The sequence below is a fragment of the Hippea maritima DSM 10411 genome (assembly GCF_000194135.1).
GTDB lineage: Bacteria > Campylobacterota_A > Desulfurellia > Desulfurellales > Hippeaceae > Hippea > Hippea maritima.
This window is the reverse complement of the sequence record NC_015318.1, coordinates 1,240,148-1,255,059: the sequence shown is the minus strand read 5'-3', so window position 1 is coordinate 1,255,059 and position 14,912 is coordinate 1,240,148. Positions and strand designations below refer to the sequence as shown.

Here is a 14,912-nt window from a genome sequence, read left to right as displayed (position 1 = left end):
GGCTTTTTAAGTTTTTAATTTATAAGTTTTAGAACAATAAGAAGGCAGGAAAGTGTTGTTTTTGTTTGATTGTTAGCTTTCATCGATTAAATGACATGCAACAAATCTGCCGCCGACATCCTTTAGTTTAGGCTCTTGTTCTTTGCATATGTCTTTGGCAAACGGGCATCTTGGATGGAATCTGCAGCCCTTCGGAATCTTTGTTGCAGAGGGTATCTCACCCTTCGGCATAAGTTTCTTTCTCTTTATATTGGGATCCGGTATGGGTACAGCGCTCATGAGTATCTGGGTGTAGGGATGAAGTGGATTGGTAAATAGATCGTATGTATTTGCCATCTCAACGATTTTACCCAGATACATAACGCCGATTCTGTCGCATATGTATTTGGCGCTTGCCAGATCATGCGTGATAAACAGATAGGTTAGTCCAAACTCCTCTTTTATATCTATCATAAGCTTTAATATTTGAGACCTTACAGAAACATCCAGCATAGCTGTGGGCTCATCTGCCACGATAAACTTTGGATTTGTGATTAATGCCCTTGCTATAACAACCCTTTGCCTTTGGCCTCCAGATAGCTGTTTTGGATATCTGTTAAAGAATTCTTTGGCTGGAATTAAGTTAACCTTTTCAAAGATTGAAAGAACCCTCTCTTTCTGTTCTGTCTTTGAGCCAATGTTGTGGATCTCAAGTGGATGGGATACTATCTTTCCTATTTTCATATATGGATTTAGGCTTGCCATAGGGTCTTGAAATATTATTTGGAAGTCTTTTCTTGCTTTTCTTAGGTTGTTTTTGGATAACCCTAAAAGGTCATAACCGTCAAATATTATCTTTCCCGATGTTGGTTCAATAAGCCTCAAAATAGAGCGCCCCATTGTTGTTTTGCCACTGCCCGATTCTCCTACTATACCGAGCGTTTCACCCCTTTTGATTTCAAATGAGACATCGTCAACGGCCTTAACAGTCGGTGTTTCTTTTTTAAACAAAGCCTCAAGCCATGGGCGTTTAAGCTTAAATTCCTTTCTTAGGTTTTCAATCTTTAGAAGTGTTTTATTCATGTTTTATCACCGTATAACCAGCATTTTACTTTTCTGTTTTCTATTTCTACAGTAGGTGGTTCTTCTTTTTTGCATATATCTTTGGCAAACGGGCATCGTGGGTGAAACCTGCAGCCTTTGGGTGGATTCTTTAGGTCGGGTAAGCTCCCCGGTATATGTTTTAACTCCATATCGTCTATCTTTACATTAGGGATGGACTCAAGCAAGAGTTGTGTGTAGGGGTGTAGGGGTTTGTTGTAAAGCTCTAAAACAGTTGAGTATTCAACCATCCACCCAGCATACATTACAGCCACTTTTTCTGCCAATTCCGCTACTATACCCATATCATGGGTTATAAGCATTATGGACATGTTTTTTGTTTTTTTTAAGTTCTTTAGAACCTGCATAATTTGCTCTTGAACAACAACATCTAAAGAGGTTGTTGGCTCATCGGCTATTAAAAGCTTGGGTTTTAAACAGATGGCTATTGCTATCATGACCCTCTGTCTCATACCACCTGAAAATTCAAACGGATAGTTATCAAGCCTTGATGGGTCAACACCCACAGAAAGCAAAGCTTCACTCGCGATTTTTATCATTTCTTCTTTGGTCATTTTTGGGTAATGGACTTTAAACAGCTCAAAGAAGTGGTCTCTTATGCGCATAATCGGATTCAGGCTTGTCATGGGGTCTTGAAATATCATTGAAATATCCTTGCCCCTAATTTTTCTTACATCTTCTGATTTTAGCTTTAGTATATCTTTACCTTCAAAGATTATCTGGCCTGTTAGTTTGGCATTTTGTGGAGATAGCTTCATAATGGCCGTACCAAGTGTTGACTTTCCACACCCAGATTCGCCCACTATACCCAAACTCTCCTGCTCGTTTATGTTTAAATTTAGGCCTGCAACGGCGCTTAGATTGCCGCTTCTTGTTTGATATTCTATCCTTAAATCTTTGATTTCCACTAAAGCCATTTATCTTTTTTCTCCTATGTTGGGGTTGAAGTACTCATTTAGACCTTCTGCAAACATGCTAAAGCCTAAGACAATCAAGATAATTGCGATACCTGGAAAGAAGCTCATCCACCAGTCGTTTGATATGAGGAACTGTTGGCCGTTTGCCAGATCATACCCCCAATCCGGCGTTGGCGGTGTTATGCCAAGACCTAAAAAGCTCAATCCAGCCTCTGTCATAATTGCATCGGCTATGTTCATAGACAGAACAACGATGATTGAGGGTAAAACATTGGGTAATATGTATTTGAATATTATTGTTGAGGTTTTTGCACCGATGGAGTATGCCCCTTCTACATAGAGTTCTGATTTTACGCTTACGACCTGACTCCTTATAACCCTGTAATATGTCGGTATATAGACCACGGCTATGGATAGTGATATGTTTATGATGCCTGGGCCTAAGACCGCTGCTATTGCAATAGCCAAAATTAAACCCGGAAATGTATAAACAGAGTCCATTATCATTGTAAGAGTTCTATCCAATACACCACCCGAATAGCCAGCAATAAGCCCCAATGGTATGCCCACAACAGAGGCTATAAGTGTAGCGATAAATGCAATTATTAAAGCCATTCTTGAGCCGTATATGAAGCGGGAGAACACATCATACCCCATGTTGTCTGTGCCCATTAGATGTTGCATGTTGGGTGCTAACAGCGGTGTGCCTGAAGGCTCTATTGGACTATAGGGTGCAATCAGTGGGGCAAATATGGCCATCAGTATGAAGATCACAAGGATCGTAAGTCCTGCAAAGGCCATAATACCGGAAGAATCGCCAAGAAGGTTTTTTATAAAAGAAGAGATCCTTGAGGATACCATCTGATTTGAGTTTTCTATCATCTAACTAATACCTCACACGTGGGTTGATCCAGGCATTTATTACATCAACAAGTATGCTGATGATGGCAACGAATATGGCAAAAAATACAATTGTTCCTTGAATGGAGGGAAAATCCCTTGCATGTATCCTTGATACTAGATAGCTTCCGATGCCGGGCCAGGAGAATGTGACCTCTGTTAAAACAGCCCCTCCCAAGAGAAGGGCGAACTGTAATCCCATTATGGTCAATATCGGAGGCAGGGCGTTTTTTAAGGCGTGCCTGAAAAGAACGGTTTTTTCCTTTACACCCCTTGCTCTTGCTGCCACAACGAACTGTTGCGACAGTGTAAGAACAACATTGGCTCTAACCATCCTGACAAATATACTCGATATAACAACACCTAAGGTTATTGATGGCAGGATAAGATGATTTATAGAATCCTTTAGGACATCCCACTGACCGTTTATGATTGCATCGATCACATACATACCGGTATAGGTTTTATCCGGAGTCATAAACGGGCTTGCCTCCCCTGATACAGGAAGCCAATGCAGCCAGACTCCAAAAACGAGCTGAAGCATAAGGCCAAACCAGAAAACAGGGAATGAATAGACAAAAATTGAATATATTCTTGCCGAGACATCTATGGGGTTCCCTAGATTATATGCTGCGTATGTCCCGTAAAATATACCAATGAAAACAGCCACTATCATGGCAAAGATCGTAAGCTCAAGTGTTGCCGGAAACTTTTGCATAAGCTCTTTAATAACGGGCATTCCCGTAACGGTTGACTCTCCGAATTTACCCTGGGCTATGTTTTTTAAATAATTGACATACTGAACCAAAATAGGCTTATCAAGCCCCATTTTGTGTTCCATCTGTTTGACCACCTCAGGTGGCGCTTTGGGTCCTAACATGGCAAGTACAGGATTGCCTGGTAAAACTCTGAGAACAAAGAAAACGATGGTTAGTATGATTAGAATCATTGGGATGGATAAGCCTATCCTGGTTAAAATGTAAGACTTCACGACGCAAAACTCCTTAGAATCAAAGGGGAGGGCTTTTACCCCCTCCTTTATTTTTTGCGGATGAGATAGTATCTAAATATTTGCAGCGGGTCAAGTAAAACACCCTCGATATTGGGTTTTAAAACAACCCTCTGTTTACCCTGGAATAGAGGAATGTATGGTGCATCCTGTGCCATTATATCCTGAACCTGCTCATAAACCTTAGCCCTGTCTTTGGTGTCTGTTAATTTTCTTGCCTTTAAGAGGAGCTCGTCAACCTTCTTGTTTGAATAGAAACAACCCATCTGTGGGCTTGCGCTTGTTGCCAAGAACGGCCACATATAATCGTCTGGGTCAAAGTAGTCTGGATACCATCCAAGCAGGAACATGCCCATAACGCCCTTTGTCCAATAGTCTATGTATGTTGCCCACTCTGCAGATTTAAGCTGGCATTTCACAAGCCCTGTTGCCTCAAGCTGGTTCTTGATTGTTAAAGCAACGGCAGCCTCTGTGGAGCCATAGTGGCTTGGGCTATACCATAGGGTTATCTTTAGAGGGTTTGCTTTAGAATAACCCAACGATTTGAGTATTTCTATAGCCTTTTTCTGGTTATAGTGAGGCATTACAGATTTGTGTCCCCACATACCTTCAGGAATAAGTGTGTAAAGCGGTGAAACCTGGCCGTTAAATACATCGTTTATAATCTGAGTCCTGTTTATGGCATATGCAAAGGCTTTTCTGATTTTTGGATTATCAAATGGTTTGTATTTTACATTGAACACTACTTCCCTGATAAACGGGCTTGGGCCTATCATGGTTTTGAAGTTTTTGTTTTTCTTTATCTGTTTGAACTGCTGAGGCAGGAGCGTTCTGTATGCAACATCAATTTCTTTGTTTAGGAGTGCGATGTATAAGGCGTTTGCGTTTCTGTATAGTTTAATCAATACGATCGGTGTTTTTGCCTTATCACCGTGATAATGCGGGTTTCTTACCAACTCTATCTGCTGGCCTCTAACCCATTTTTTAACCATATATGGCCCGCTTGAGATAGGAAGTCCATTGTAAAACGCATCATTTTTGTAGATTTTTGGGTCCACAGGGAAGGATACGGTAAATGCAAGAATATTTATAAATGGTGCAAATGCATATTTGAGATGGATTCTGAATTGACTGTCATTTACTACCTCGACATTTTTTACTATGTCTGATAGAAGAAATGATGGCTCTCCTTTTAGTTTTATAACCCTTTCAATTGAGTACTTGAAGGCCTGTGCATTGATAGGATCGCCGTTTGAAAATTTTAGATTTTTCTTAAGCCAAAAAGTATAAGTTAGACCGTCTTTTGAAATTGCCCACCTCTGGGCCAATCCTGGCACTATCTTGGCTGTACCTGGCACATATTTGACTAAGCCCTCCATGATGTTTTGTAGTATGTTGTCTGATAGATAGTCGTATGCTTTGGCTGGGTCTAACGATGAGACCTTGTCTGTTGTACCTATGATGATGTAATCCTTTTGTGAGATAGCCATAGCTTGAGGCAGGCTTATGCCTAAAGTGATGACCAAAAACAGAAGGAGCTTAAAAAAGCGCTTCATACCAAACCTCCTAAAATAAATTTTCTCAAAAAGAAATATCATATTTTAACTTAAATGTCATTAAGTTTTTTGAGTATCCTCTTTGTTTGTTAATGTTGATTTTTGTAATCTGTGGTGATAGGTTTTTTCCAAAAGAAGATGGAGGGGTTATGTTTGATAAAGAGGTTTACAGACATAGGAGGGATATGCTGAAAAAGGCTATAGGTAGAGGTGTTTTGGTGTTTTTTGGTAATGGTGAGGCTGCATTTAACTATCCAGCTAATACCTATAGATTTAGGCAAGATAGCTCCTTTCTTTACTATTTTGGCATAGATAGACCAAATCTTATCGGCATTATAGATATCGACAACGATAATGAATTTATATTTGGTAATGAGGTTGGTGATGATGAGCTGATTTGGGAGGGTAGAAAAGAGAATTTACATGATTGTGTGAAAAAGAGTGGACTTTGCTGTTTAAAACCTTTTGATAAGGCGTATGATTTTTTTAGAAGAATCTTGAAGGATAAAAGAAAATTAATGTTTTTACCCCAATACAGGTTTAGAAACAAAGTTTTAATTGAAAAGTTTTTGGGTATAAATAGTGTATTTGTTAATAATTATGCCTCTATTGATTTTATAAAAGCTGTGGCAGGACAAAGGCTTAAAAAGTCAACCGAAGAAATAGAGCAGATTCAACGAGCCATAAATATAAGTGAAGGTATGTACGATATTGCCTTTGAAAACATAAATGAGGGAATCTATGAGAGGCAACTTCTCGCAAAATTTGAGGCGTATGCAATAGAAAATGGTGTTTGGCTTGCCTTTCCAACTATTCTAACGAAAAGGGGCGATATTCTCCATAACACAAGACATGACGGTGTTTTGAGAAAGGGCGACCTTGTTGTAATGGACTCTGGGGTTGAAACAGAACTCCACTATGCAAGCGATATAACAAGAACTATACCTGTTGGAAGTATGAGTCAAATCCAAAAGGATATATACGACATTGTTGATGTAGCCCAAAAAAAGGCAATATCCAAAGCCAAAGAGGGTGTTAGGTTTTTGGATGTTCATCTTGAATCAGTAAGGGTTATAACAGAGGGCATGAAGAATCTCGGTTTTTTTAAAGGCAATACAGATAGTATTGTTGAGAGTGGTGCCTATGCGATTGTTTACCCCCACGGAGTAGGCCACCCTTTAGGATTAGATGTGCACGACCTTGAAGGGTTAGGAGAAGATTATGTAGGCTACAATGACAAAATCAAACGCTCCAAAAAATTTGGTCTTTCTGCTTTAAGATTTGCAAAAGAATTGAAAGAGGGCTATGTTATGACTATTGAACCTGGTGTTTACTTTATAGAGGCTTTAATTGAAAGATGGGAGACCGGTAAAAAGTTTTTTGAGTTTATTAACTATGATGCTTTAAAAAAAATGGTGGGTTTTGGTGGTGTTAGGTTGGAGGATGATGTTCTCATAAAGAAAGATAAAACAGTTGTTTTAAGTGCGTCTATAAGGCGTTATACCCACATGTAGATTACGATTGGTAAGTGGTCCACACATACTTACCACCTCTACTAAATATATACAGGTTCACAAACTTACTCAACCATTCATAAGGGTAGCCTGCTACCCTTATGATATCTTCCAGTAGTAAGGTTGGAAACCTTACTATGTTTTCAGATATCATAGCTTTTGTTGATTTCAGTTTCTCAAAAGGCGTTAGGCCGTTCATGTCTATGCCATAGTGAGGTCTTGCTGTATTCCATGTATCCTGCCATTGTTGAGCTTTGAGCAAGAACTCAGCGTCATTCCTGCACCTTTCTGGATGAATGGAGAAAAATGATTCATCGTCTTTTCTGTGTGAGTTTTCAACTATAGCCTGGAGGTGTTTTGCACCTGGTGGTATGGGTTTTAACTCTACATTCAGTTTTGAAAAGAATTCGTTGTATTCATCCAATTTTCTTCTGCTTGAGGATGCAAATTCAGAACCGTTGTCCAACCTTATGTTTATTTTTCCCCTTACATTGTGCAGCTTTAACCACAGTACGACAAAAAGGATAAAAGCAAATCCAAAGGATGCAGAAAGAGTATGGGAGTAAGCTGTAAATCTCATTCTCGTTTTTACATCTATTGCGTTCCATTCATATTTTGGCAGGTCGTATTTCTCTATGTGTCTATACACGCTCTTTGGTAGAGATGTTTCATACAGTATGTGTTTTGTGTCTATCTGAAGGTGGCTAAAGGGCGTCAGGTGTTCATAATCATAAAGATGCCTTCTGTTTTTGTTTAGAGTCCTTATTTTCTTTTTCCTCACCCTGTTTCTCTTTAAAACCTTCTTTATTGTGTTTTCGCTTATCTCTATGGAGTATTTGTTCTTTAGGTAATAGCTTAGAAGCCTGTATCTGTACCCTGTGCTTTTTGCCTCTTCAACAATGAGTTTTTCAAGAGAACAGTCTATCTTTTTTCTTATGTTCTTTGGTCTTCTTGATAAGTCATTTAGTTCTCCATCCCTTGCCCTTCTCACTGTAGCCCTTGATATGCCAAGTATTCTTGCTGTTTTTGAGACATTGCCGTTGTTTTTCTCTAAAACCTTTCTGACCAAAATTCTTGCACTTGCAGGGTTTGATTTTCTCAAAGTGTGGTATATACTATCCATGATGCAGCCTCCATCCCTTTAGGAGTTTTATGGGTCTTCCTATTATATTCAAATCCAGTGATTTGAATATGCAAAAGAGGATGTGGGCTGCATCAGCCCTTGAGAAAGAGAAAGATTTAACGGGCAGAAAACCTACTTTCAGGTTTTCTGCCCCTACTATCTTTCTTATTCTCTTCACTTCCATGTTGGTGCCTCCACTCTCTTTTCTATCATTCTCATTCTCAGACATAGATATTACCTCTATTTGCTTTAGGTGGTAAGTATGTTTGGACCTATCTGGTTGTAGATTACGATTTTGCTTGACAGGGGTATGTTTTGACGGATAAATTGATTTAGATAAATGCTTTTTAAAAGCGGAAAATTAAGAAATAATTAGAACATGTGGGGCGCAGAATATGAAAGATAATCCTATAGGATTATTGAAAGATGCGATAAAATCATACCTCTCTACCATAGAGGATGAGGAATTCAGGTTTGCAATTTTATTGAAGTTGAATGATGAGCAGGTTTTTTTGTTAAATATCTATCAATCCGGTAAGGGATTTTTAGAAGAGTTTAAGGGTTTGCAGCTCAGGGTAAGTAAGAGTTTTAGGGATATACTCAAAGAAAATGATAGATATGAATCAACTGGAAGCATAGAGACAGACTACCCATTTTTATACGGTAAATTCATAGAAGATTCCTCTGTTTATATTGAGAAGATATATGTTGAGTATCAAGAGGTTGGATTATGTGAATTTCTGATAAAAAAGGAATATATTCCCACTGATGTTAAAGATGTATTAGAAAGCTTAATACAATCTATAAAACCCTTTTTGATCGATCTCTATATAGAGATTAGTGAGGATATTGAGAGAAGGTATTTTGCTGTAAATTCATTGAATATAACAAAGAACATGAGACCAAGGACATTTTATCATTCATTTAGGGTTGCTGATCTGGCCGTTGCTATAGCAGATAAGATTGGTTTAAGCAAGAATTCCATAAGAAAGTTGAATTATGCGGCACTTATTCACGATATTGGTGAGATGTATATTTCCAACGATATATTCTATAAGCAGGGCTCATATACCGAAGAAGAGGTTGAAATACTGAAACAGCACCCATATTTTTTGAAAGTGATATTTGCAAGAAATCCTTTAATGGAGGATATTGTAAATATAGCGTATTATCACCATGAAAGGATAGATGGCGGAGGATATTTCGGCATAAAGGGTGATGAGCTACCTGTAGAATCAAAAATTCTTGCTCTTTGCGAAACTATCGATGGTTTATACACTGATAGGCCAGATAGGAAGGGCTTCGATATAAGGCGCATTATTTCTATAGTAAGAAAACTGAGGGGCAAGGCATTTGATAGGAGAATAGCTGAAGCGTCTCTGGAGGTTTTAGAAAAATATTATATAAAAAGAGATTTTGAATTTTCAAAGATTAATCACTTAAGCAATATAGGCAAGCCCATAGTGGTGGAGTTTGAAAAGGGTGAGAGCATCAAGCTTGTTCAAGGTGTTATAGAATATATAACACCTACTGTAGTTGGTATAGCATTTTATCAACCCATAAATGAAGCTATAGAAATCGGAAAAACCGTTCGAGTTCAACTCTTTTTCTTTGATTTGATGTTTAATTTCAAGGGTAGTGTCATTTCTTCGACCAAAGATTATGTAAATATATTTATAAAAGATACCGGGGAGTCGGTATTTGGCAGTTTGCATGTTTTTGGGAATTTGACGCTATTGCTATACCGCTTAAGTCTTCTGTGGATAAGGATCTAAAGCAGAAGAGAATGCAAGTTATAAACTTAAAGGTCAGAAGATTCGGTTCAAAGTCTCTTACGGCAAGAATAGAAAACCCTGAAGTTGGTTTGAATATAGGGGATACCGTTCTGCTTAAGATGAAGCCCTTAAAAGATCAAATTGTGATTCCTGCTATAATATCCAACATCATAAAAGAGGATGATGTTTATACTGTATTTTTCGAATATTTCGATTTACCAGAAAGGACAGATGCATTGATACACAGGGCTATCTACTATAAACAATCCCAATTGAATAGAGTTTAGCTTTCTTTATGGTATGATGATAATGCTAAGATTGGTAAGTGGTCCACACATACTTACCACCTCTACTAAATATATACAGGTTCACAAACTTACTCAACCATTCATAAGGGTAGCCTGCTACCCTTATGATATCTTCCAGTAGTAAGGTTGGAAACCTTACTATGTTTTCAGATATCATAGCTTTTGTTGATTTCAGTTTCTCAAAAGGCGTTAGGCCGTTCATGTCTATGCCATAGTGAGGCCTTGCTGTATTCCATGTATCCTGCCATTGTTGAGCTTTGAGCAAGAACTCAGCGTCATTCCTGCACCTTTCTGGATGAATGGAGAAAAATGATTCATCGTCTTTTCTGTGTGAGTTTTCAACTATAGCCTGGAGGTGTTTTGCACCTGGTGGTATGGGTTTTAACTCTACATTCAGTTTTGAAAAGAATTCGTTGTATTCATCCAATTTTCTTCTGCTTGAGTGTTAAAGTCAACCAAATTTCCCCACCTTTGGGTCATTTAAATTCCCCACCCCTTGGATTGTTAATTTAACCCTCATTCCGCACCTCTTTCTCCATTTATACCATAAAACCCCATATAATTACTACCCAATAGTTCCAATATCAGCCTATGCTTGTTTTCCAACCCAACAATCTGCTCTTGCCCATTAAGTAAGAGTAGATGTATAGCAAAGAAGTTCTCAAACACCCATCTTGCAGTGGGATTCTGAATGGGTTTGCCAAGTTGATTGGGAAAGGATTTGTTTTGATTTTTAAGCTCACTTCTTATTCTGTATTCCAAGGCAGAATAGACAAGCAAAGAGAGTGTCATTATCATAAGCATTGCTTCAATGCGTTTTGGGTTCTTTAGAAACATGGCATCGCTTAAAAACTCTGGTGATTTTAAGAACCTAAAGCCCCTTTCTATTCTCTGTTGAGATTTATACTCATCAAGCAGTTCCTTGGCAGACAGTGTCATATCATTGGTTGCAAGGATAAAAAGGCCACTCTTTTGGTTCTGTTTTTGTTTTAGGTATTCTTCATTTGGCTTGGTCTCTATAATCCAGTAGTATTCATAGTGGTCTGGTTTAGCATTTGGTTTTGGTCGTCCTCTTGTTTTGTATTTGGGCTTTGATATGAGTTTAGCCTCTGATATCATTATGCATTCTAACTTCTTTGTTTTTTCTTCAAATGCTTTTCTTGCATCAGCTTCACAGAAAAATGCTCTCTTTTGTAATTTCTCAATGAGTTTTGTTTCCTGTTTTTCTTTTTCTTGATACTCTTTCTTTATCGTTTTGTCCCCTCTTGATTTAGCATAACTGCTTTTGTATAAAACCCACTGTTGTTTCATTCCTTCATAATCTACTGTGTACTGGATAGCCTGATAGTTCTCATCAAGCTGAATAAATTCCTCTTCATTGTGGTTTTTGAGTATCTCTTTTGCCTGTTTTAGTTTCGATGGAACCCTTGAGATGAAAAGCATGTTGTTTTTCTTAAACTCTTCCATTGTTTTAGAACTAAAGAGGGCTGCATCGGCTATCACCTTTGTCTTTGTATTATTAGCATTCTTTAAAGAGTTAATATGCTCCTTTACTATATTGGCAAATGCCTGTGTATCTATTTTATTACCATCTGCAGGCTTCATCCATATGGGAATGCCTGCTTTGTGTTCTACTATAAGATTTAAAACCACCTGATTGAGCTCTGGATGGTGGTCTCTGCTGTATCCCTGGGTGATAAAGACTGGGGTTGGCTCATACTCTTCTTCTTTTCCTCCTTTTCCCCATTTTCCTTCACTGTTATTTCCCTTTTCTTCTTTTCCATTTCTTTCTTTTACTTTTCCTTTTTCTTTTTCTTTTTCTTCTTTCGTCTTTTGGTTTGGATACTTACCGTCAAGATGAAAGCTTGTGCTGTCTAAGTGTATGGTAGAGGGTGTAAGGTTCAGTATTTTGAGTGCCCTGCTTGCTATCTTTTCATACAGTTCACTTACGCCGTATTCAAAGAGCTTATCTAATGTTCTACCAAGTGCATCATCGTTGAACCAAGGGAAGTCAACATCCCTTCCGAATAATCTCTTTAGTGGTTTGTCTTTGAAGAAGAGAGGAGTTAGGTAGAGTTGCTTGTTGACATAACCAAGACCGTTAAGGATCATTGCCTTTGTTGCTTCGCCATAGCTTAGGTTCTTTGATTTGCTTGATGATGGTATTTCATCATCTATGGTTTCTGCTATCTTTAGTTCGTCTATCATACCAGCTATTAGTCCTAAGTGATCCATGTTCTTGATAACTGCTTTTTGTTGTAACATTTAAATACCCCCTCTTTTTAGAGGGAGATGTAAGCATTTTCTGTTCCGTTTATTCTAAGACCCTTTTCATTCTTTTACTCTGTGCATTTGGGTTTGGTCAAATAAAATAGAGGTTTGGGTGCGGAAAGGGGGGTTAAACTGTTTTGATTATCTTTTGCCTCCTTTAGGTGTTTAATTCTATAGCTCTCACCTGTTATCTTGAATATATGGCAGTGATGGACAAGTCTATCAACTATGGCAGAGGCCAAAACGGCATCTGAAAATATATTAGCCCACTCCTCAAATGGTCTATTAGTGGTGATTATAATTGAACCCTTTTCATATCTTCTCCTTATCACCTCAAAGAACTCATCCACATAGTTGGATGGGATCTTTTTAAAGCCTACTTCATCTATTATCAGAAGGTCAGATGATAGAATCTGGTTCAGTATTGAGGTGTAGGTTCCATCTCCCCTTGCAGATATGAGCTTTAGGATTAAATCGTTGGTATGGATGAACAAGACCTTATATCCCTGTTTTAGGGCCTCTAATCCTATCGCATTTGCAAGGTGGGTTTTACCAACTCCAGGATTGCCCATGAATATGATGTTTTTCTTCTCCTCTATGAACCTGCAGGATGCAATGTCTAAGAGTTCTTTCTTGTTTAGCTTTGGTTGGTATGTGAAATCATAGCTATCTAAAGTCTTTGTTGTGTCAAGCTTTGATTTTGTAAGTCTTTTTCTAAATGAGTTGCTCTGCCTGTTTATGTATTCATCCTCTAATAGGAGTTTTAAGAAGTCTATGTATGTCAGATTATTATCAATGGCATACCTGTTCCTTGCCTCAAGTGTCTTTGCAATGCCAGAGAGTTTAAACTCCTTTAGTCTTCTTTCTATGTTTTTCATATCTTTTACATTTTCCACCCCTTTCATTTCACTCACCACTCATAATGTCTGTTTTCATATCTGCTTTTATATCTGTCATTTCATCGTAAGCTCTTAGTGGGTTATAAAAACCTAAGGCTATGGGTGAGTCTGGTTTGTCGTAGGGAATGTTGTAGAGCTCATTCTTCAGTATGCTTTTTAAAGAGGAATAGCTTATGCAGTTGAAATCAATTGCCCTTTTGAATGCAAGCTCCATTGTCTCTTTGGGGTATCCCTTTGAAAGAGACATTACACCTCTCATTACCCTGTGATATGAGGCAGGTTTCTCTTTTCTTAGCCTTTTATAGAACAGGTAGGCGCTTTCACCTATATCAAGCGTCATGGTGGTGTATTCTGAATCTGTGGGATTTTTCTTCATCTTGGGTTTATGGCTTTCCTTTGTTATGAACTCACCCTTTGATTGAGAAAGCTCATGTGTGGCTATTAAGTTGAACGATGAATCATAGATCTCCATTATCTTTCCATTTGACCTAATATTGAGCTTTTCTGATATGTATTTTTCAGGCACAGAGTAGTAGTTGTACCTGTAATAGATGTGGGAGTAGGTGTTTACAGTTCTTTTTGCAATATCGTAGGTCTCATATCTTCTATCTGGCAATCTGTTGAGTTTTTCCTTTTCTACATTGAGAAACTCATCCTTCGGTATTTTTCTTGTTGTGCCGTGTAGCTTTGCATTACAGATGTTGTCCTGCCAGAATAAAAGCTTCTCTTTGACTGTGTCTATGTCTTCTATTCCTTCCGCTCTTATGCTTTTTAGAAAGTTGTTCTTTATGTATTTTATGCTGGATTCTACCTTGCCCTTCTCATTTGGTTTTCTCACCCTACAGGCAACAGCAGAGGAGTTGTAATACTCAAGCATCCTTGCATATTCATGCTGAATTTCAGGCTCATAGAAGTTAACATGCAATACACCGCTTTTTAGGTTGTCTATCTTTATAGCCTTTGGTGCACCAGAGAAATATTCAAATGCATTGATATGGCAGTTTATGAATGTCGGTATACTTTGGTTATCCACAAGCTCATAGTATCTGTACCTCGAATAGGACAAAACCATTGAGAATATCCAGTACTTTACTTTCTTTTTTCTTCTGCTATTATTAGAAATAACCGGCATAGCCGAAATCTACTTGGGCTTCTTGGCCAGGTGGGCTTATTAAGGGGATGAAGGGCTCACCTGGCTTTAGCTTCCTGATGTAGCGTTTCACAGAGCTATAGCTTACATTTAGACTATGCTTTTCTTTTAACTTCTGGTGGATTAAAACAGCGGAGAGACCACTTTTTAAATACTCCATGATTTCATCCTTGTATGGATCAAGGATGCTTTTCCTTTTGATGGTGGGTGTCTTAATCTCTCCGTTTTCTACCTTTTTCTTAATCTTTCTGACTGTTTTCCTGTCAATCTTTAGCTCTCTTGCAATCTGTGAGACATTTTTCCCAATACTCAGTAGTGCTTTTACCGAGTAATACATACAAACCCCCAACAATTTTATTTACCCTCCATCTTTTAAAAAGATTAGGGCA

At 38.2% G+C, this 14,912-nt stretch carries 14 protein-coding genes and 1 pseudogene; 3 read left to right on the top strand and 12 right to left on the bottom strand.

Annotation, left to right across the window (positions count from 1 at the left end):
* Positions 1-72: 72 nt before the first annotated feature.
* From HIPMA_RS06530 to HIPMA_RS06510, 5 genes are read right to left on the bottom strand one after another with little or no spacing between them, the layout of a single operon-like run.
* Positions 73-1,062: an ABC transporter ATP-binding protein gene (locus tag HIPMA_RS06530; protein WP_013682255.1), complete on the bottom strand. Its 990-nt coding sequence runs from the start codon at positions 1,060-1,062 to the stop codon at positions 73-75.
* Complete coding sequence (locus tag HIPMA_RS06525; protein WP_013682254.1) at positions 1,059-2,018, bottom strand: ABC transporter ATP-binding protein; 960 nt, start codon at positions 2,016-2,018, stop codon at positions 1,059-1,061. The genes HIPMA_RS06530 and HIPMA_RS06525 overlap by 4 nt, the downstream gene beginning before the upstream one ends.
* Positions 2,019-2,900 (bottom strand): ABC transporter permease, encoded by an 882-nt coding sequence (locus tag HIPMA_RS06520; RefSeq protein WP_013682253.1) that lies wholly within the window; start codon positions 2,898-2,900, stop codon positions 2,019-2,021.
* Between the two features lie 4 nt (positions 2,901-2,904).
* Positions 2,905-3,909, bottom strand: coding sequence for an ABC transporter permease (locus HIPMA_RS06515; protein ID WP_013682252.1), 1,005 nt, complete (start codon positions 3,907-3,909; stop codon positions 2,905-2,907).
* 47 nt (positions 3,910-3,956) lie between these two features.
* Positions 3,957-5,483, bottom strand: coding sequence for an ABC transporter substrate-binding protein (locus tag HIPMA_RS06510; RefSeq protein ID WP_013682251.1), 1,527 nt, complete (start codon positions 5,481-5,483; stop codon positions 3,957-3,959).
* A 92-nt stretch (positions 5,484-5,575) separates the two neighbouring features.
* Here HIPMA_RS06510 and HIPMA_RS06505 point away from each other — a divergent pair, with 92 nt between their 5' ends.
* The gene (locus HIPMA_RS06505; RefSeq protein ID WP_148226565.1) at positions 5,576-6,997 is read left to right on the top strand and encodes an aminopeptidase P family protein; all 1,422 of its coding nucleotides are present in this window, start codon (positions 5,576-5,578) and stop codon (positions 6,995-6,997) included.
* A 1-nt stretch (position 6,998) separates the two neighbouring features.
* Here the strand turns inward: HIPMA_RS06505 and HIPMA_RS06500 are convergent, their stop codons facing one another.
* Both HIPMA_RS06500 and HIPMA_RS06495 read right to left on the bottom strand, forming a co-directional pair.
* Positions 6,999-8,120, bottom strand: a complete 1,122-nt coding sequence (locus HIPMA_RS06500) for an IS481 family transposase (protein WP_013682249.1) — start codon at positions 8,118-8,120, stop codon at positions 6,999-7,001.
* Positions 8,113-8,349 carry a hypothetical protein gene (locus HIPMA_RS06495; RefSeq protein WP_013681235.1) on the bottom strand — a complete coding sequence of 79 codons (237 nt, stop codon included), beginning with the start codon at positions 8,347-8,349 and terminating at the stop codon, positions 8,113-8,115. Before HIPMA_RS06495 ends, HIPMA_RS06500 begins: the two co-directional genes overlap by 8 nt.
* A gap of 166 nt (positions 8,350-8,515) precedes the next feature.
* Here HIPMA_RS06495 and HIPMA_RS06490 point away from each other — a divergent pair, with 166 nt between their 5' ends.
* Positions 8,516-9,895, top strand: coding sequence for an HD-GYP domain-containing protein (locus HIPMA_RS06490; RefSeq protein ID WP_013682248.1), 1,380 nt, complete (start codon positions 8,516-8,518; stop codon positions 9,893-9,895).
* Positions 9,880-10,182 (top strand): PilZ domain-containing protein, encoded by a 303-nt coding sequence (locus HIPMA_RS06485; RefSeq protein WP_013682247.1) that lies wholly within the window; start codon positions 9,880-9,882, stop codon positions 10,180-10,182. Before HIPMA_RS06490 ends, HIPMA_RS06485 begins: the two co-directional genes overlap by 16 nt.
* A 25-nt stretch (positions 10,183-10,207) precedes the next feature.
* Here the strand turns inward: HIPMA_RS06485 and HIPMA_RS06480 are convergent.
* The 5 genes and pseudogenes from HIPMA_RS06480 to HIPMA_RS09220 form a co-directional block, all read right to left on the bottom strand.
* Positions 10,208-10,645, bottom strand: a pseudogene (locus tag HIPMA_RS06480) (integrase core domain-containing protein); the annotation flags it as partial.
* Between the two features lie 74 nt (positions 10,646-10,719).
* The gene (locus tag HIPMA_RS06475) at positions 10,720-12,468 is read right to left on the bottom strand and encodes an IS1634 family transposase (RefSeq protein ID WP_013681420.1); all 1,749 of its coding nucleotides are present in this window, start codon (positions 12,466-12,468) and stop codon (positions 10,720-10,722) included.
* Positions 12,469-12,542: 74 nt separating this feature from the next.
* Positions 12,543-13,379, bottom strand: coding sequence for an IS21-like element helper ATPase IstB (gene istB / locus HIPMA_RS06470; RefSeq protein WP_013682246.1), 837 nt, complete (start codon positions 13,377-13,379; stop codon positions 12,543-12,545).
* Position 13,380: 1 nt separating this feature from the next.
* Positions 13,381-14,505, bottom strand: a complete 1,125-nt coding sequence (locus tag HIPMA_RS09225; RefSeq protein WP_052297337.1) for a Mu transposase domain-containing protein — start codon at positions 14,503-14,505, stop codon at positions 13,381-13,383.
* Positions 14,489-14,860: a helix-turn-helix domain-containing protein gene (locus HIPMA_RS09220; protein ID WP_052297336.1), complete on the bottom strand. Its 372-nt coding sequence runs from the start codon at positions 14,858-14,860 to the stop codon at positions 14,489-14,491. The genes HIPMA_RS09225 and HIPMA_RS09220 overlap by 17 nt, the downstream gene beginning before the upstream one ends.
* Between the last annotated feature and the right edge of the window lie 52 nt (positions 14,861-14,912).